Raw genomic sequence first — 20,092 nt, 5'->3', positions numbered from 1 at the left:
CCGCACGGAACCCACGGAGGAGAACGCGCCGATGAGCACGACCGACGAGCGCCGGCCCGGCGGGCGGCAGACCGGGGAGCCGGGCACCGGAGAGCCCGGCCCCGGCCGGACGCAGGGCCGGGAGTCCGGGGCCGGGCTCTCCGGCAACCGGGAGGAGCAGGACCGGGAACTGCTGCCCGTCGCGACCGCGGCGCAGGTGCGGGCGGCCGTGCGCGGCCTGGCACGACCCCATCGGGCGGCGGCCGCGGGCGGTTTCGCGGTCATGATCGCCGCGACCGCGATCGGGCTGCTCACCGCCCCCGTGCTCGGCCGCATCATCGACCTGGTCCACCGGGGCGAGCCGGCCGCCGCGATCACCGCCCCGGTCACCTGGCTGGTGGCCATCGCGCTCGTGCAGGGTGTGCTGACCGCGTCCGGCGTCTCCCTCATCGCCCGGCTCGGCGAGGGCATGCTGGCCACCCTGCGCGAGCGTTTCGTGGAGCGGGCCCTGCGCCTGCCCCTCGAACGGGTCGAGCTGGCCGGATCCGGCGACCTGACCTCACGCGTCACCAACGACGTCTCGCTGATCACGAACACGGTCCGCGACGCGCTGCCCGCGCTGGCGCGCTCCCTGCTGACGCTCGGCCTCACCCTGGTGGGCATGGCGATCCTGGACTGGCGGTTCCTGCTCGTCGCGCTTCTGGCCGTCCCGTTCCAGATCCACACGGTGCGGTGGTACACCCGCCGCGCGGTCCCGCTGTACGCCGCCCAGCGCGTCGCCGTCGGCGAACAGCAGCAGCAGTTGCTGGGCACGGTCGGCGGAGCGGCCACCGTCCGGGCGTTCCGGCTCACCGGCGAGCACGTCGGTCTCGTCGAGACGCGGTCGCGGACCGCGGTGGAGCTGGCGCTGCGCGGCATCCGGCTGATGACGCGCTTCTACTCCCGGCTCAACCTCGCCGAGTTCGTGGGCCTGTCGGCGGTGCTGGCGACGGGCTTCCTGCTGGTCCGGGACGGCGACGTCAGCATCGGTACGGCCAGCGCCGCCGCGCTGTACTTCCACAGCCTGTTCACACCGATCAACATCGTTCTCGGCCTCGCCGACGACGTCCAGGCCGCCACCGCGGGCTTCGCACGGCTGGTCGGGGTGGCCGGCGTGACGGACGGGGCACCGGAAACGGACCGCGCCCCCGGACCGGACCGGGTCCCGCCACGGGTTCCGGACCCGGGCGCCTGCGCCGCCCCCGCGATCCGCGTCTCCGGTGTCGGGTACGCCTACCGGGCGGGCCATCCGGTGCTGCACGGCGTGGACCTCGACATCGCCGCCGGGGAACGGGTCGCCCTCGTCGGGGCCAGCGGCGCGGGCAAGACCACGCTGGCCAAGCTCATCGCGGGGATCCACCGGCCCGGCAGCGGCTCGATCACCGTCGGCGGCACGCAGCCGCCCGGGTCGGACGGGGACACGGGAATGTCCGGCCCGGAGGCGGGGCCGTCCCGCCCGAGCGGGGAGCCCGGCCGGCCCGAGCGGGGCGCGAGCCCTGCGGGGCCCGCTGTCGCGCTGGTCACCCAGGAGGTGTACGTCTTCACCGGCCCGCTCGCCGACGATCTCCGGCTCGCCCGGCCGGAGGCCGCCGACGCGGAGCTGCGCGCCGCGCTGGCGCGGGTCGGGGCGCTGGAGTGGGCCCGTGCCCTGCCCGACGGGTTGCAGACCGTGGTCGGCGAGAGCGGACACCGGCTCACCGCCGCACAGGCCCAGCAGCTCGCACTGGCCAGGCTCGTCCTCGCCGACCCTCCGGCGGTCGTGCTCGACGAGGCCACCGCGGAGGCCGGGAGCGCGGGAGCCCGTGCCCTGGAGGCGGCCGCGACCGCCGCGATCGAGGGCCGGACCGCGCTCGTCGTCGCACACCGGCTCACCCAGGCCGCGGCGGCCGACCGGATCGTGGTCCTCGACGGCGGGAGGGTGGCCGAGAGCGGCACACACGACGAACTCGTGCGCGCCGGAGGGCACTACGCCAAGCTGTGGGAGGCCTGGTCGGACACCCGCCCCACGTGACCCGGCCGCACGGTGCCGTCCTCTTCCTCCTCCGCCCACCGGGCGATCGAGTCGAGGATCTCGCCGAGTGCCCGGCCCCGCGCGGTCAGGGCGTACTCCACCCGGGGCGGCTTCTCCGGATGGACCGTACGGGTGATCAGCTCTTGCGCCTCCAGCGTCTGCAACCGGTCGGCGAGCGTCTTGGGGCTGATGCCGGGCAGGAGCCGGCCCAGTTGCCCGTACCGCTTGGCCCCGTCGAGCAGGTGCCAGATCACCAGTGGGGTCCACCGGCTGCCGACGAAGGTCAGCGTCCGGGTCACGGCACATTCTTCGGGGGTGATCGGCTTCCGTACCTGGACTGTTTCCATGACTGTAGTTACTACAGGAAAAGTGCCTACTTCAAAAGATGAAGTAACGTCTCTAGCCTCACCGGCATGACAGAGATGACCGTCGCCGTCCACGGCGCCTCCGGCACGCAGGGCTCGCACATCGCCCGGAGGCTGCGGGCCGCCGGGCACCGGATCCGCCCCCTGGACTCCCGTTCCGCGAACCTCACCGACACCGCCGCCCTGCTGCGGGCTTACGACGGCGCCGACGCCGTCGTGGTCCAGCTCCCTCAGCTGTTCGATCCGATCGCCGTCGAACAGGCCGAGTCGGTGCTGGCCGCGCTCGGCAAGGCCGGCGTGCCCCGGGCGGTGTTCAACCCGGGGATGCCGCTTCCCCCCGCCCCCGTCGGAGCACCCTTCGTCGACGCCCGGGTGCTGCTCGGCGACCGGCTGCCGGAGCGGGTGGGCCAGGCGTCCGTGGTCGGTCCCGCCGGGCCGTACCTGGAGAATCTTCTGCAGCCGTGGTCGGTACGGCGGGTGCGCGACCGCGGTGAGCTGGCCTACCCCCTGCCGCCGCAGGCCCCCGTACCGTGGGTGACGCTCGACGACGTGGGCGACGTCGTCGCGGCGGTGCTGGCGGACGCCCGGCCCCCGGAGCGCCTGGTCGTCGGCGGCCCCGACGCCGTCACCGGCGACCGGCTCGCCGCGGCCGTCGCGACGGCGACCGGGCGGCCGGTCCGCTACACGCAGGTCGAGCCCGCCGAGTACGGCCGGCTGATCGAACCCGTCATGGGGGCCGCGGCGGCGGCCGGGGTGGCCGGGATCTACGCGCGGAGCACGGACGCCCCTCCCCCGCCGCTCCCGGACGGGCTGTTCCGTCCCGGTGCCACGACCGTCGAGGAATGGGCCGCCCGCCCCGACTGGACCGCCTGACCGGGCACGCCGGTCCCGCTCCGGGACAGGTTGGGCGCCCTGCTCAGGTCCGGGCGGTCCCCGCCCGCTCCATGGCCTCGGCGAGACTGCGGGGACGCATGTCCGTCCAGTTCGTCTCCACGTACTCCAGACACGCGTCCCGGGACTCCTCGCCGAAGACCTTCTCCCAGCCCGCCGGAACCTCGGCGAAGGACGGCCAGAGCGAGTGCTGGCCCTCGTCGTTGACGAGAACCAGGAAACGGCCCTCGGAATCCTCGAACGGGTTGCCGCTCAACGGTCATTCCTCCTCGACTCACCGGTCAGCGGCCGGTCGGGGTCGACCACCGCCGTCTTCAGGATGCGGACCAGGTCGTCCGCGAGCCGCTGGATCGTCTCCCGGTCGAACAGACCGGTGTCGTACTCCAGCAGGCAGTCCACGGGCCCGTCGCCGCGCGGCTCGAAGAAGCTCAGCGTCAGGTCGGCGTTGAGCGCCCCGGTCGGGACGGGTTCGAACACCGCGCCGATGTCCTCCGTCTCCGCCATCCGCGCCTGCTCGTGATGGACCAGCATCACCCTCGGCGCGGGCAGGCGGAGCTCCCGCGCCACCCGGCCGAACGGGACGTCCTGCCGGTCGAGCGCGGCCAGGTCGGTCTCCCGCACGCGCGCGAGCAGCTCGCGGAAGGTCGGCTCGCCGGAGGTGTCCGTACGCAGGATGACCGTGTTGAAGAAGCACCCGACCAGATCGGTGAGCGCTTCCTCGGTGCGGCCCGCCACCAGCGAGGCGATCGGCAGGTCCGTCCCGGCGCCGTGCCGGGTCAGCATCGTCGCCAGCGCCGCCTGGAGCACCATGAACATGCTGGTGCCCGTCCGGGCGGCGAGGTCGTCGACGCCGCCGTGCAGGGCCGGGTCGAGCACGAAGGCGACGTGGTCGCCGCGCGCGGCGGAGCCCCGCCCACCGGTCCCCTGACCGTCCGGGCCCCGCTCACGCGGCCGGTCGTACGGCAGCGCGGGGTCGGCGGGCAGCCCGCGCAGCGCCTCCCGCCAGTAACCGAGCTGCTGCTCAGCGACCCCACCGGCCCCGCCGAGCAGTTCGTGCGCCCACGACGTGTAGTCCGCGTAGGTCACCGGGAGCTCGTTCCACTCCGGGGCGCTTCCCCGGCGCCGTGCCGCGTAGGCGGTGACGACGTCGCGGATCAGCGGGACGACGGACCACTCGTCGACGCCGATGTAGTGCATCGTCAGCAGAAGCGCCTGGGCCCCGGATCCGTCGGTGAGCAGCCGGGCCCGGAGCGGCGGGCGCCCGGCGAGATCCGGTTCCTCGGCCGCCAGCGCGCGCACCCCCTCCTCCAGGTCGGCGACCCGGAGGAGTTCGAGCGCCTGCCCGACGGGCTCCTGGACGAGTGCCCGGCCCGGCTCCGCGCTCGGCTCCGCCGGTTCCCGGCCCGCCGGCCCGTTCCGTCCGGCGGGCCCCTGACCGGGCCCCCCGCCGTACTCGGTGAAAGCCGTGCGGAGCGGCTCGTGGCGCGCGGCGACGTCGGCCAGCGCGGCGGCGAGCGCCTCCGTGTCCAGGCCACCCGGTGCGCGCAGCGCGAACGCCATGTCGTAGGCCCGCCCGATCCCGGTCCGGTACCGCGTCCACTGCCATTCCTGGGGCGGTGCCGCGGGCAGGACCCGCGGCCTGTCGCCCCGGCCCAGCCGCGGACGCCGGCGGTTCCCGGCCTCCTCCGGGTCTGCCCCGGCCCCGTCCAGCCGGTCGCCCAGGCGCTCGGCCAGACGCTCGGCCAGCGCCGCCACCGTGGGCGCCTCGAAGACGTCGCGCAGGGCGAGGTCGGCGTCCAGCACCGTGCGGACCCGGCCCAGCAGCCGCATCGCCGACATCGAGTGACCGCCCAGAAGGAAGAAGTTGTCGTGGATCCCCACCTCGGGCAGTTCGAGGATCTCGGCGAACAGCTCCGCCAGGACCCGCTGCCGGGCGGTGGCGGGGCGGGCCGCGCCGGTCAGCGCCGACCAGTCGGGCGCGGGCAGCGCCCGGCGGTCCAGCTTGCCGTTGGGCGTGAGCGGGAGCGGCCCGTCGAGCACCACCACGACGGCCGGGACCATGTAGTCCGGGAGCAGCTCCGCCACGCGGGCCCGGATCCCGGCCGGATCGAGCGGAAGCCCGGCCCCGCCTCCGCTTCCGCCTCCGCTTCCGGCACCGCTTCCGGCCCCGCTTCCAGCATCGCTTCCGGCCCCGCTCCCGGCACCCGCGGCACCGGAAGTGGTGCCGTCCCCGATCCCGTCGCGGCTGGGGACCGCGTAGCCGACCAGCCTCGGCTCCCGCCCGCTCCGGTCCACCACGACCGCCGCCTGGGCGACGCCCGGATGCCGGGTCATCGCCCCGGCGATCTCACCCGGCTCGATGCGGAAGCCGCGGATCTTCACCTGGTCGTCGGTCCGGCCGAGGAAGTCGATGTTGCCGTCGGCACGCCAGCGCGCCCGGTCGCCGGTGCGGTACATCCGCGTTCCGGGCGGGCCGAAGGGGCAGGCGACGAACCGTTCCGCGCTCAGGCCGGGCCGTCCCAGGTAACCCCGGGCGAGCCCGCGACCGGTGACGTACAGTTCCCCGGGCACGCCGGGCGGGACCGGCCTCAGGCGCGCGTCCAGCACGTACACGCGGGTGTTGGGGTCGGGCACGCCGATGGGCACCGCCCCGGACCAGCCCGGCTCGGCCGGCCACAACGTCGAGTTCACCGTCGCCTCGGTCAGCCCGTAGGCCGCCAGCAGCCGCAGGTGACCGGCCCACCGCGCGATCACGGCAGGCGGCACGGTCTCGGTGCCGACCAGTACGGTGGCCCCCGCCGGCGGCTCGCACCCCGCGGGCAGGGCCGCGACCAGCGAGGGCGGCAGGATCGCGTGGGTGATCCGCTGCTCGTTCATGAAGTCGGTCAGCTCACGGCCGGGCACCCGGGCCTCGTCGGGGACGAGCACCAGGCACCCGCCGTGGCACAGCGCCATGGACAGCTCGAAGATGGTCACGTCGAAGCCGATCGAGGCGAACTGCAGCACCCGGCTGTCGGGGGTCAGGCCCATCCGGTCCACGGCCGTGGCCACCAGGCTGCCGATCCCCTCGTGCGGGACGACGACGCCCTTGGGCCGTCCGGTCGAGCCCGAGGTGTAGATGACGTAGGAGGCCTGGTCCATGGCGACCGGCGGGAACGGCCCGCCCGCCCCGCCCGCGGCCGGTTCCCCGGCGGCCCCGGGAGCGATCGCGGAGGCGGCCTCGGGGGCGTCGAGCAGCAGGGTGCGCACCCCCTCGACCTCCGGGACCTTGCCCGCGACCTGCTCGGTCGCCACGACGACCGCCGCCCGCGCGTCACCGAGCATGTAGGCCAGGCGATCGGCGGGATGGGCGAGGTCGAGCGGGAGGAAGGCGGCGCCCAGCTTGTTCGCGCCGAGCATCACGGCAACCATCTCCACCGAGCGCGGCACCGCCACGCCGACCACGCTCTCGGCGCGCACGCCGCAGCGGGCCAGCAGCCGGGCCATGCGGTCCGACAGGGCGTCCAGCTCCGCGTAGGTGACCGAGCGCGGCCCGTCCACCACGGCGACGGCGCCGGGGCGCTCGGCCGCACGCCGCCGGAACATCCCGGGGAAGGTCTCCTCGGCCACCACCCGGTCGGTCCGGTTGAAACCGGTGACGACCTGCTCCCGCTCGGCCCCGATGAGCACGTCGACGCCGCTGACCGGGAGCAGCGGGTCGGCGGCCACCGCGCCGACGAGCGCGGACAGCCGGCGGCCCAGCGTCGCGACCGTGGCCCGGTCGAACAGGTCGGAGCGGTACTCGATCACGCAGGTGATCCGGCCGCTCCCGGCGTCCTCGGCGAAGCCGAACACCAGGTCGAACTTGGCCGTGCGGGCCTCGACCGGTTGCGGCAGCACCTCCAGCCCGGCCATGGCGAAGCCGTCGTCCGTACGGTTGCGGTAGCCGACCATCACCTGGAACAGCGGGTTGCGGTCGGGCGAGCGCACCGGGTTCAGTTCCTCCACCACGGCCTCGAACGGCACGTCCTGGTGGGAGAAGGCGGCCAGGGCGGTCTCCCGTACCCGGCCGACGAGCTCGGCGAAGGTCGGGTCGCCCGACACGTCGGTGCGGAGCACGAGGGTGTTGACGAAGAAGCCGACCAGCTCGTCCAGGGCTCCGTCGGTGCGGCCGGAGACCGGCGCGCCGAGCGGGAGGTCGTCGCCGGCCCCGAGGCGGTGCAGCAGCGCGGCGACCGCCGCGTGGCACACCATGAACATGCTCGCCCCGGCCCGCTGGGCGACCTCGCGCAGGCGCGCGCAGTCCTGCGGGTCCAGCTCGACCACCAGCTCCCCGCCGGCCGGGCTCGGCCGCGCCGGGTGGGGCCGGTCGGCCGGCAGTTCGAGCTGCTCGGGCGCCCCGCTCAGGGCCTCGGCCCAGTAGGCGAGCTGGCGCGCGGCCAGGCTCTCCGGGTCGGAGCGGTCGCCGAGCAGTTCCCGCTGCCAGAGGGTGTAGTCGACGTACTGGACCGGCAGGGGTTCCCACCGCGGCGCCCGCCCGTCGCGGCGGGCGGCGTAGGCGGCCGACAGATCGCGCAGGAACGGCCCGTCGGACCATTCGTCGGTGGTGATGTGGTGCAGCAGCAGGGCCACGACGTGCTCGTGGGCGTCCAGCCGTACGACGGTGGCGCGCAGGGGGAGCTCGGCGGCCAGGTCGAACGGGCGGGCGAGGATCTCGGCCAGGACCTCGCCGAGCCGCTCCTCGTCGGCGTCGACCACCTCCAGCACCGGGCGGGCGGTCTCGGCCGGGACGACGTGCTGGTACGGGCGGCCCTCCCGCTCGGCGACGAGGGTGCGCAGCGCCTCGTGCCGTCCCGCCACGTCGGCCAGCGCGGCCCGCAGCGCCTCGACGTCGAGCGCGCCGCGCAACCGGATGACCAGCGGGAAGTTGTAGACAGCCGACGGGCCTTCGAGCTGCTCGATCACCCAGAGCCGCTGCTGGGCGGACGAGAGCGGGGGCTCCTCGGGCCGCACGGCCGCGGGGACCAGGGCTGGGCGCCGTACGGCCCCGGCGGCGGCGACCCGGGCCGCCAGCTCGGCGACCGTCGGGGCCTCGAACAGGTCCCGGATGGCCAGCTCGGCGCCGAGCGCGGCGCGGGCCCGGCTGATCAGGCGGGTGGCCAGCAGGGAGTGACCGCCCAGGTCGAAGAAGTCGTCGTCGATCCCGACTCGCTCCGCGCCGAGCAGCTCGGCGAAGAGCGCGCACAGGACCTCCTCCCGCGGCGAGCGCGGCGGCCGGCTCCGGCCGCCGCCGGCGGTGACCGCGGGCCGGGGCAGCGCCCGCACGTCCAGCTTGCCGTTCACGGTGAGCGGCAGCCGGTCCACCACCATGAGCGCGGCCGGGATCATGTAGCCCGGCAGCCGGGCCTTCAGCGACTCCCGCAGCACCGTGACGAGGTCCCCGGTCCCGGCTCCCTCGGTGGCCCGCTCGTCCCGGGGAACGGCGTGGTCCTGGGGAACGGCGTGGTCCTGGGGAACGGCGTGGTCCTGGGGAACGACGTAGCCGACCAGCCGCTTGGCGCCGCCCGGCCCGGAGGCGTCGGCCACGACGGCGGCGTGCGAGACCAGCGGGTGGTCTTCCAGCGCCGCCCCGATCTCGCCCAGTTCGACCCGGTAGCCGCGGATCTTCACCTGGTCGTCGGTCCGGCCGAGGAAGTCCAGGTTGCCGTCGGGACGGCGGCGCACGAGGTCGCCGGTGCGGTACATGCGGGCGCCGGGCTCGTCACCGAACGGGTCGGCGACGAAGCTCGCGGCGGTCAGGCCGGGTCTGCGGTGGTAACCGCGTGCCAGGCCGACCCCGCTGATGTACAACTCGCCCGGGGTGCCCGGCGGGACCGGGCGCAGCGCGGAGTCGAGCACGTAGGCGCGGGTGTTCCAGATCGGCCGCCCCACGGTGGAGGTCGGGCTGTCGCCGGTGGAGGCGCCGAGTGTGTTGATCGTGTACTCGGTCGGCCCGTACAGGTTGTAGCCGAACGTCCCCGGGGTGTCCCGCAGCGTGCTCCAGACCGTCTCGGACACCGCCTCGCCGCCGAGCAGCACCAGCGGGGGCCGGTGCCCGTCGAGCAGGCCCTCCTCGATGAGGTGGTGGGCGTAGGTGGGCGTCACGTTGACGACGTCGACCCGCTCGCGGTCGCAGTAGGCCACCAGCGCCTCGGCGTCGCGGCGCAGGTTCTCGTCGCAGATGTGGACCTCGTGCCCCTCGACCAGCCAGAGCAGCTCCTCCCACGACATGTCGAAGGCGAAGGAGACGGTGTGGGCGATGCGCAGCCGCCGCCCGCCGGCGGCCGCGATGGCCGGGTCGAAGATGGCCTCGCGGTGGTTGAACTGCATGTTCGTCAGCCCGCGGTAGGGCGTGACGACGCCCTTGGGACGACCGGTGGAGCCCGAAGTGAAGATCACGTAAGCCGGGTGCTCCAGCCGGTGCGGCAGGTGGCGGGCGAAGGCGGGGCGCTCGTCGTCGGCCGGTTCCCCGGCGGGCAGCTCCGCCAGAGCCGCGACCGTGGCCGGGTCGTCGAGCAGGACGCGCGCCACCCCGGTGTCCGGGAGGGTCGCGGCGACCGCCGTGGTCGTCACCACGCACGCCGGGACGGTGTCCTGGAGCATGAACTCCAGCCGCTCGGCCGGGTACTCCAGGTCCAGCGGCAGGTAGGCGGCGCCCGTCTGGAGCACGGCGAACAGCGCCACGACCATGTCGGCCGAGCGCGGCAGCGCCAGGGCGACCACCCGCTCCGGCGCGGCGCCGTACGCCAGCAGCAGCCGGGCCATGCGGTTGATCCGCGCGTCCAGCTCGGCGTAGGTCAGGCGCTCGGCGCCGAAGACCAGGGCCGTCTCCTCCGGGGTGCGCGCGGCCCGCTCGGCGAGCAGTTCGGCGACGGTCACCGGGGGCAGCGGGCGCCGCGTGGCGTCCCACTCCGCGCCGAGGCTCCGCCGCTCGCCCGGCAGGAGCAGGTCGAGCGCGCCGGTCCGCTCCGCCGGGCCGTCCACCAGGCGTTCCAGCACCGCCGTGTAGCGCTCCAGCAGTACGGCGGCCTCGTCCGCCCCGAACGCGTCGGGCCGGTACGACAGCGTCACACGCAGCCGGGAGCCCTGGGTCACGATGAGGGTGAGCGGGTAGTGGGTGGCGTCGATCCCGGTCACATCCACGATGCCGTTGTCCCGCATGAACGCGGTCATCCGCTCCTCGCCACCGGCGTCGCGCAGCACGAAGAGCGTGTCGAAGAGCCTGCGGTGCCCGCTCTCCCGCTGCAGCTCGCCCAGGCCCAGGTGCTCGTACGGCATCAGCGCCACGCGCTCGTCCTGCACCCGCCGCAGGAGGTCGAGCACGGGCTCGCGCGGGTCGAAGGAGATCCGCACCGGAACCGTGTTGAGGAACATCCCGATGATGTTCTCCACCTCGGGGACCGCCACCGGGCGGCCCGCGACCGCCGCGCCGAAGACCACGTCGTCGCGGCCGACGGCGGCGGCCAGGACGAGCCCCCAGGCGGCGTTGAGCACGGTGTTGAGGGTCAGGCCGTGCTCGCGGGCCGTGGCGCGGAGCCGGTCGCCGAGCTCCGCGGGGAGCAGGGCGTCGAGGTTCAGCGGAATCACCGGGCGCAGGCCGTCGTCGGCGGGCCGTACCAGCGTCGGCTCGGCCAGTCCGGACAGGGCTCCGCGCCAGGCCGCCAGCGCCGCCCCGGCGTCCTGCCCGGCGAGCCAGGCGAGGTAGTCACGGTAGGAGCCGGGGACGGGCAGGCCGCGGTCGTCGCCCGCGCTGTCGTACAGGGCGAACAGCTGTTCCAGGAACAGCCACGCCGACCAGCCGTCCCACAGGATCAGGTGGTGGGTGACCACCAGCCGGTCGTGGTCGCCGAGCCGGAGCAGCAGCAGCCGCATCAGCGGCGGGTCCGCCAGGTCGAACCGTCGGGTGCGGTCCTCGGCCAGCAGGGCGGCCACCCGCTCGGCCCGCTCGGCGGCGGGCAGGTGGGACAGGTCGATCTCGCGCACCGGGGACGGCACGTCGGCGCCGATGAACTGCACCGTCCGGGAGAGCCCCTCGCCGGTGAACCCGGCGCGCAGGCTCGGGTTGCGCGCCAGCAGCGCCGCGCAGGCCGCGCGGAGCCGGTCGGCGTCGATCCTCCCGGCGAACGTGAAGACGTCCTGCGAGGTGTAGACGTCGACCGCGTCCGCGTCGCCGGCGTCGTAGGTGGAGTGGAAGAAGATGCCTTCCTGCAGGGGGGAGAGCGGCCAGACGTCCTCGACGGGGACGGGGCTGGCCTGCCGTACCCGGTCCCCCTCCGCGGCGGTCAGGCGGATCAGGTCCGTCTGCCCCGCCCGGGCCGCGGGAACGGAGTCGGCCGCCTGCGTTCCGGCAGCCGTCGCCTCCGCTGGCGTCCCCGGCGGCGTCCCCGGCGGCGTCTCCGTCAGCGCCGCCGCCAGCGCGGCCGGGGTCCGGTGCGCGAAGACGTCGCGGGGGCTGAGCGGCAGCCCGGCCCGGCGGGCCCGTCCGGAGACGGCGATGGAGGCGATGCTGTCGCCGCCGAGCACGAAGAAATCATCGTCCGCCCCCGCCTCGATCCCCAGGACCTCGGTGAAGATCTGGCAGAGCAGCGCCTCCCGCTCCGTGCGCGGCGCCCGCACCTGCCTCCGGGCGGCTCCGGCGGCCTCCGGGACGGGCAGGGCGGCGCGGTCCACCTTGCCGTTCGGCGTCAGCGGCAGCGCGTCGAGCACGACGACCGCGGCGGGGACCATCGGGGCGGGCAGCGCCGCGGCCAGCGCGGAACGGAGCGCGGCTCCGTCGAGCCGGGCTCCGGGCTCCGGCAGCGCGTAGCCGATCAGCCGCGCGGTCGCCCCCGATCCGTGGACCGCGGCCACGGCCCGCGCGACCCCGGGCTCGCCCGCCAGGCGCGCCTCGACCTCGCCGAGCTCGACGCGGTTGCCACGGATCTTGACCTGGTGGTCGGTCCGGCCCGCGTACTCCAGGACACCGTCGGGACGGCGCCGCACCAGGTCGCCGGTGCGGTACATGCGCGTGCCCGGCGGGCCGTACGGGTCGGCGACGAACCGCTCGCCGGTGAGGCCGGGGCGGCCGTGGTAGCCGAGGGCCACCTGGTCCCCGGCGATGTAGAGCTCTCCCGGCACGCCCTCGGGGACGTGCCGCAGGCAGGCGTCGAGGACGTAGAGGCGGGTGTTCCAGACCGGCCCGCCGATCGGGACGGCCTCGCCCCCGGACGTCCGGGCCCCGGGCGGCGGGGGCTCGGACAGCCGGGATCCGGGCCGGGAGAACCCGTCCTGCCAGGTGACCTGGACCGTGGCCTCGGTCGGCCCGTAGCAGTTGTCCACCGGCACGCCGGTCAGCTCCCGCCAGCGGTGGGCCACCCCGGCGGTCAGCGCCTCGGCGCCGCCGAAGACCTTGCGCAGGCTCGCGGCCCACGCCGAGTCACCGGCGACCTCCTCGGTGGCCAGGAACGCCTGGATCATCGAGGGGACGATGTCCAGGACCGTGACGCGCCGCTCCTGGATGAGACCGGCCAGGTAGACGGGGTCGAAGTGCCCGCCGGGTTCGGCGAGCACGACGGCGGCCCCGGTGCTCAGCGGCCAGAAGATCTGCCAGACGGAGGCGTCGAAGCTCGCCGACGCCTGCTGGAGCATGCGGTCGCCGGAGTCCAGGCCGAACTCGCCCTGCGCCCACGCGAGATGGCTGATGATCGCCCGGTGCGTGACGACGACGCCCTTGGGGCGGCCGGTGGAGCCCGACGTGTAGATGAGGTAGGCGGGATCGCCGGGCGTGGCCGGACGCGAGACGGGCGTCCCCGATCCGGTCCCCGCCTCGGTGCTCTCCGGTCCGGCCGGCTCGGCGTTCTCCGGCCCGGTCGGCTCGGACCCGGTCCGTTCCCGTCCGGCGGCCGTGGTTCCCCCGGCGTCGATCATCACGCGCTCGACGCCGTACGCCTCGGGGAGCCGGGCGGCGGTCTCCTCCGTGGTGACGACGGCGCGGGCGCCGCAGTCGGCGAGCATGAACGCCAGCCGGTCCGCCGGGTACTCGACGTCCAGGGGCACGTACGCCGCGCCCGACTTCAGCACGCCCAGCAGCGCGACGACCATTTCGATCGAGCGCGGGACCGCCACCGCCACGAACTGCCCCGCGCCGATCCTCCGGGCGGCCAGCCGCCGGGCCAGGTCCCCGGCCCTGCGGTCCAGCTCGGCGTAGGAGACTTCTTCCGCGCCGGAGACCAGCGCCGTGGCCCCGGGCGAGGCGGCGACCCGCGCGGCGAAGACCGTCGCCAGCGTCTCCTCCGGGACCTGTCTGACCACTCCGGTGAGCGCCGCCCGATCGCGGTCGGCGGCGGACAGCAGGTCGAACCGGCCGACCGGGCGGTCGGGCCCCGCGACCATCTCTTCGAGCAGCCGGATCAGCCCGGCCGGGAGCGATGCGGCCGTCCCGGCGTCGAACCGCTCGGTGTCGTAGTCGAGCCGCAGGTCGAGCCGGTCCCCGGGCACCACGGTGAGGGAGAGGGGATAGTGGGAGGCGTCGCGGATGTCGACCCCGGTGATCTCGAAGGCCCCGCCGGGGGCGCGCAGGTCCCCGGTGACGGGGTAGTTCTCGATCACGACGAGGGTGTCGAACAGGCTCCGCGTGTCCGGATCGGTGAACCCGGCCAGCCGCTGGATCTCCGCCAGCCCGAGGTGCTGGTGGTCGAGCAGCTCCGCCTGGGCGTCCTGGAGGCGGGCCAGCAGGTCGGCCGGGTGCTCGTCGGGCCGCCACGTCACCCGTACCGGCAACGTGTTGACCAGCAGGCCCACCATCGACTCGACGCCCTCGACGGCTGCCTGCCGACCCGAGACGGTGGTGCCGAACACCACGTCATGGCGGCCGGTGAGACGTCCCGTGAGCAGTCCCCACGCGCCCTGGATGACGGTGCTCAGCGTGAGCCCGCGCGCCCGCGCCCACGCCGTCAGCTCGGCGGTCAGCTCCGCGGTGAGCTCGGCGCGGACCTGCCCGATCGGTCCGGGCGCGGCCTCACCCTCCGGTACGGCCCCCCGCACGGCCCGCGCCAGCAGGGTCGGCTCCTCCAGCCCGGACAGCGCCCGCCGCCACGCTTCGCGTGCCGCCTCCCGGTCGCGGCCCCTCAGCCAGGAGAAGTATTCGCGGCAGAGGGAGCCCGCGGCGCGAACGTCGGCCACCGTCCCGCCGGTCCGTTCCGCCCCGGTGCCCGCCCCGCCGGCCTCCTCCCCACCGGCTCGGTACCCGGCGAGCAGGTCGCGCAGCATGATCGGCACCGACCAGCCGTCGGCGACGAGGTGGTGGAGCGTGAGGACCAGCCAGTGGCGGTCCGCGCCGCGCACGAACACGGCGCGCGTCAACGGCGGCGCGGCGAGGTCGAACCGGTGCGCCCGCTCCTCCTCCGCGACGGCCCGAACGATCTCCTCCGGGCTCCGCCCCGTCTCCGCAGTGCGGGCCGTCCCGTCCTCCGGGCGCAGAGCGTCGATCTCCCGCCACGGTACGGTCACCGTATCGGGGACGAACTGGACCACGCGGCCGTCGGGCCGCTGCCGGAACCCGGCGCGCAGGAGCGGATGACGCTCCAGCAGGCCCTGCACCGCGCGGTGCAGGGCGCCTCCGGCGGCGCCGTCGACGGCGTCGCGTCCGGCTCCTGCAGCGTTCCCCGCGTCCCCGGCGTTCCCTGTGTCCCCGGCGACACCGGTCAGCTCGATGATCTGCTGGACGGTGTAGACGTCGGAGGCGCTCTCGTCGAAGAGCGTGTGGAAGAACAGTCCCTGCTGGAGCGGTGTGACCGGAAGGACGTCCCGCAGGCCGTGCGGGGCCGCCTCCAGCTCGTCGATCTCGTCCTGGCCGATCTCCACCAGCGGGAAGTCCGAGGGGGTGTGCCCTCCCGCGTCCGGCGCGGCCAGGTGGGCGGTGAGCCCTCGCAGCGCCTCCAGCCAGAGACCCGCCAGATCGGCGACACCCGCGTGGTCGAGGATCCCGTCCGGCCACGACCAGGTCGCGCTGAGCTCCGGTCCCCGGGTCCCGTCGCGGACGACCGCGTTGATCTCCAGCGGGCGCGACAGCGGCATCCGCGGATCGCGACCGGCCGTCAGCGGCTCGGCGTCGTCGGCCGGCCGCCACTCCCCGCTCCCGTCCGCCCGGAAGCGTCCCAGGTAGTTGAAGAGCAGCTGCGGTTCCGGCGCGGCGGCCAGCGCTCCCGCCGTCTCCCCGTTCAGGTGGCGCAGCTGCCCGTATCCCAGACCGGATCCGGGCAGGGCGCGCAGCTGCTCCTTGACCCGCTTGAGCGCGCGACCGGCGACGGGCCCGCCGGCCCGGAACTCCGCCCAGTCGACGTCGCCCGCGTCGATCCGTACCGGGAAGACACTGGTGAACCAGCCCACGGTGCGGGACAGATCGGCCCCGCCCGCCGGGTCGTCTCCGCCCGTCAGCTCGTCCTGCTCGCGCCCGTGCCCTTCCAGCTCCAGCAGGAGTCCCCGGCCCGCGCCCGGACCGGAGCCCACGCCGGAGCCGGCCGGACGGTCCTGACGCCAGCGGGCGACCGCGACGGCGAGCGCGGTCAGCAGAACGTCGTTGACCGTGCCGTGGTAGGCGGCCGGGAGGTCGGCGAGGAGCGGGGCGGTCTGGTCGACGGGCAGCGCGACCGTCAGCGAACGTTCGTTCTCGGCCGTGTCGATCGCCGGGTCCAGCGGCCGCAGGCCGAGGAGCGGGGCGGGTTCGCGGAGCGTCTCGCGCCAGGTCTCCAGCTCGGCCCGGCGGGAGGCGGTCAGCGCGTCCGCCGCCAGCATCCGCGACCAGCGGGGGAAGGACGTGCCGACCGGCGGCAGGGTGGCCGGCTGCCCCGCCGCGAGGGCCTGGGCGGCCTGGGCGAGGTCGGCCAGCAGGATGCGCCAGGACACGCCGTCGACGACGAGGTGGTGGGCGACCAGCACCAGCCGTCCGGGGGCGCTCCGCCCGGCGTCGAGCCAGACCGCCTGGAACATCCGCCCCTCCTCCGGGGCCAGCCTGCCGGCGGCCCGGCGGCGGTGCTCGGCGATGACGGCCGCCGCGTCCGAACCGTCCACAGCCTGTGGACGGTTCACGTCGGCCTCGACCCGCTCCAGGAGGTCGGCCGCCCGGATCGTGCCCGGGGGCGGGACCTCCAGGGTCCAGCCGTCGGTCCGCCGCAGCCGGGCGCGCAGCATGCCGTGATGGTCCAGTACGGCCTGCAGCGCCGAGGTCAGCAGTTCGGCGGTGAGATCCGCCGGGACCCGTAGCGTCACGGACTGGTGGAAGCCGTCGATCGGCCCGCCGTCACCCACGGACCGCACGAGCTCGCGCAGCCAGTGGATGATCGGCGTCGCCGGTGCGGTGCCGACACCGGGGTCATGGACCTGCTCCGGGGCCTGACCGGCCCGTTCACGGGCGAGCGCGGCGACGGTCCGGAGCCGGAAGACGTCGCGGGGGGTGATGACCAGTCCGGCGCGGCGGGCCCGGTTCACCAGCTGGATCGCGACGATGCTGTCGCCGCCGAGTTCGAAGAAACTGTCGTGGACGCCCACCGAGGGCAGCCCGAGCAGTTCCGCGAAGAGATCGGCGAGGACGCGCTCGGCGGGGGTGGACGGGGCGGCACCGCCCGCCTGCGCCGTCCACTCGGGCTCCGGCAGGGCCCGCCTGTCCAGCTTGCCGTTCGGGGTCAGCGGGAGCACGCCGTCCAGCACGACGATCGTGCCGGGCACCATGTAGTCGGGCAGCGTGCTCGCCGCCAGGCTCCGCAGCTCCGCCGGATCGACCGCCCGGGACCGGGTCTCGCTCCCGGTCACGTAGGCCACGAGCCGCTTGACGCCGCGGTGGTCCTCGCGCGCGACGACCGCCGCCTGCGCGACGGCGGGATGGGCCATCAGGGCGCTCTCGACCTCGCCGGGCTCGATGCGGTAGCCCCTGATCTTGAGCTGGCCGTCCTCGCGGCCGAGGAAGTCGATGTTCCCGTCGGGGCGCCAGCGGGCCCGGTCCCCGGTGCGGTACATGCGGTCACCGGGCGCGCCGAACGGGTCGGAGACGAACCGCTCGGCGGTGAGGCCGGGGCGGCCGTGGTAGCCGCGGGCCAGCCCGCGTCCCGCGACGTACAGCTCGCCCACGACGCCGGGCGGCACCGGCCGCAGCGCGGAGTCGAGCACGTAACAGCGGGTCCCCGGGTCGGGGACGCCGATCGGCACCGGGCCCGGCAGGTCGGGGTCGGCGAGCCAGAGCGTGGAGTTGACCGTCGCCTCGGTGAGGCCGTACGCCACCACGACCCGCATGCGCCGCCCCCACCGGGCGATCAGCTCGGCCGGGACGGCCTCGGTGCCCACCACGAGCACCCCGCCCTCGGGCAGCTCGCACTCGGCGGGGAGCGCGGCCACCAGCGACGGCGGCAGGATCATGTGGGTGGCCCGGTGCTCGGCGAGGTACCCAGTCAGCTCCTCCCCGGCGACGCGCCGCCCGGCGGGCACGATGATCGCCGTACCGCCCACGCACAGGGACATGACCAGGTCCCAGACGGCGACGTCGAACCCGATCGAGGCGAACTGCACGACCCGGCTGGCGGCGTCCACGCCGAGCCGTTCGGTGGCGGTGAGGATCAGGCTGCCGATGCCGTCGTGGGAGATCACGACCCCCTTGGGGCGGCCGGTCGATCCCGAGGTGTAGATGACGTACGCCGCCCGGTCCAGACCCGGGCCGGCCAGGTCGGGCAGGTCGGTGAGGTCGGTGTCCTCCAGGCCGGCCAGCTCGGCGACGACGGCGGGGTCGTCCAGGAGCAGCCGGGGGACGGAGGTCTCGCGAGCTCCGCGAGGCTCGCGTGGGTCACAGGCGTCGCGGGGCTCGGGAAGCTCGGGAAGCTCTCCGGCGAGTTCCGTCACGGAGACGACGGCGCGGGCCCGCGCGTCCTCGATCATGTACGCCACCCGGTCCGCCGGGTGGTCCAGGTCGAGGGGGAGGTAGGCGGCGCCCGCCTTCATCACGCCGAGCAGGGCGACGACCATGTCGGCCGAGCGGGGCACGGCGACCGCGACGACGTCCTCGGCGCGGACCCCGCGGGCGCGCAGCAGCCGGGCCAGCCGGTTGGCCCGGACGTTCAGCTCGGCGTACGACAGCCGCTCCGACTCGCAGATCAGGGCGAGCGCGTCCGGCGCGTGCGCGACCCGCCGCTCGAACGCCGCGGTCCACGACAGCTCCTGGACCGGGGGCAGGGTTCCGGCGAACCGGTCGAGCACCAACCGGCGCTCGTCGTCGGTGGTCAGGTCGATGACGCCCAGCGGCCGGTCCGGAGCGCCGGTCAGGGCGGTGGCCATCGCCTCCAGCACCGTCAGGAAACGCCGCTCGTGCGCGGCGAGCTCCTCAGGGCCGCAGACGGCGGCGTCCACGTCGAAGACGACGCGCAGGCCCTGCCCGGCGGGCCGGTCGAAGACGGCGACGGACAAGTCGGTGACCGGGCCGAGGGACAGGTAGTGGATGACGCCGGGGAGGGTGCCGAACCGGAACTCCCCGTGGAACGGCATGACGTTGACGGTGGGACCGATGAGGGCGCGCAGGCCCTCGGGGCGTCCCAGTTCCCTGGCCAGGTCCTCGCCCCGGTAGCGCGCGTGCGCGGCCATCTCGCGGAGGTCCCCGGCGACCGCCTCGACGAGCTCGGCGGGAGTCGTGTCCGGCCGTACGGCCAGACGGAGCGGGAGGACGTTGGACATCAGGCCGGGCGTGTCCCGCAGCGCGGCGTCCACCCGGCCGGTCACCGGCAGGCCGAGCACGACGTCCTGTTCGCCGGTGACCCGGTGCAGGTAGGCCGCCATCGCCGCGATGGCCAGGCGGGACAGCCTGACCCCGGCGGAGGCGGCGGCCTCGCGCAGCCGCTCGGCCCGCTCGGCGGACAGCTCCACGGTGCGCCGGAGGGTCCGGGCCGCCTGGAGGGGCGGGCACTCCACCAGGCGGGCGGGCTCATCGGGCAGACCGGCGAGCCGGTCGTGCCAGAATTCGCGGTCGGCCGCGTACCGCTCCGAACCGCGGTAGGCCGTGTCGCCGGCCACCAGGCTCCTCAGCGACCAGTCACGCGCGGCCGGGACGCCGTCCCCGGACTTCCCGAGCTCCGCGAGCTCCGCGCCGTACAGCTCGGCGGTCCGGGCGGTGATCTGCAGGATTCCGTACCCGTCGGTGAGCAGGTGGTGATAGCGCTGGTACCACCAGACCCGGCGGGGGCCGATCCGCAGCAGCGCGTGGGTGAACAGGGGGCCGCACGCGAGGTCGGCGACCCGGGCCATGTCGGCGTCCATCCACGCGTGGGCCGCCGCCTCCGGGTCGGGCTCACCGGTCAGGTCCAGGACGGCGGGCGCCCAGTCCCCGGGGAGGCGGGGGGTCTGGACGGGACGGCCCTCCACCTCGGTGAACACCGCGTGCAGGGCCTCGGCCTCCCGTACGGCCCGGCGCACCGCGGCGGCCAGGCGCGTCACGTCGGGCCCGCCCACCGCCTCGGGCCCATCCCGCAGGTCGGACCCTTCCGGCGCGGCGCCCTCCCCGGCGGAGGCGTTCTCCTCTCCGGCGGAGGCGTTCTCCTCTCCGGCGGAGGCGTTCTCCTCTCCGGCGGAGGCGTTCTCCTCTCCGGCGGAGGCGTTCTCCTCTCCGGCGGAGCCGGAGAGTTCCACGTAGCAGCCGATGTTGTACACCGGGCTGTCCGGCTCGATCTGCTGGGCCAGCCAGATCCCGGTCTGCGCCCCGGTCAGCGGCAGCGCACGTCCGTCCTCGACCATCGTCTCCATGCCTTCCCGTGCCCCGCCACCGGGGAATGTCGTCGGATGT

The 20,092-nt window shown here is 75.2% G+C and carries 5 protein-coding genes; 2 read left to right on the top strand and 3 right to left on the bottom strand.

Translation table 11 applies throughout. The annotated features are described in order from the left end of the window. Positions 1 to 31: 31 nt before the first annotated feature. Positions 32 to 2,029: an ABC transporter ATP-binding protein gene (locus tag IEZ08_RS14190; protein ID WP_189242283.1), complete on the top strand. Its 1,998-nt coding sequence runs from the start codon at positions 32 to 34 to the stop codon at positions 2,027 to 2,029. Here IEZ08_RS14190 and IEZ08_RS14185 read toward each other — a convergent pair. Then, the gene (locus IEZ08_RS14185; protein WP_189242282.1) at positions 1,984 to 2,328 is read right to left on the bottom strand and encodes a winged helix-turn-helix transcriptional regulator; all 345 of its coding nucleotides are present in this window, start codon (positions 2,326 to 2,328) and stop codon (positions 1,984 to 1,986) included. The two genes, IEZ08_RS14190 and IEZ08_RS14185, sit on opposite strands and share 46 nt — an antisense overlap. Positions 2,329 to 2,442: 114 nt before the next feature. Between IEZ08_RS14185 and IEZ08_RS14180 the strand changes: the two genes are divergently transcribed. Further along, complete coding sequence (locus tag IEZ08_RS14180) at positions 2,443 to 3,267, top strand: SDR family oxidoreductase (protein WP_141704304.1); 825 nt, start codon at positions 2,443 to 2,445, stop codon at positions 3,265 to 3,267. 43 nt (positions 3,268 to 3,310) lie between these two features. On the opposite strand, the gene IEZ08_RS14175 is transcribed toward IEZ08_RS14180, so the two are convergent. Next, complete coding sequence (locus IEZ08_RS14175) at positions 3,311 to 3,541, bottom strand: MbtH family protein (protein ID WP_068928008.1); 231 nt, start codon at positions 3,539 to 3,541, stop codon at positions 3,311 to 3,313. Beyond that, positions 3,538 to 20,052, bottom strand: coding sequence for a non-ribosomal peptide synthetase (locus IEZ08_RS14170; protein ID WP_229803101.1), 16,515 nt, complete (start codon positions 20,050 to 20,052; stop codon positions 3,538 to 3,540). Before IEZ08_RS14170 ends, IEZ08_RS14175 begins: the two co-directional genes overlap by 4 nt. Positions 20,053 to 20,092 lie beyond the last annotated feature (40 nt).

Source organism: Planobispora rosea, from assembly GCF_014648175.1.
Taxonomy (GTDB): domain Bacteria; phylum Actinomycetota; class Actinomycetes; order Streptosporangiales; family Streptosporangiaceae; genus Planobispora; species Planobispora rosea.
The sequence above is the reverse complement of the archived record's forward strand: the minus strand, read 5'-3'. Positions and strand labels throughout refer to the sequence as shown.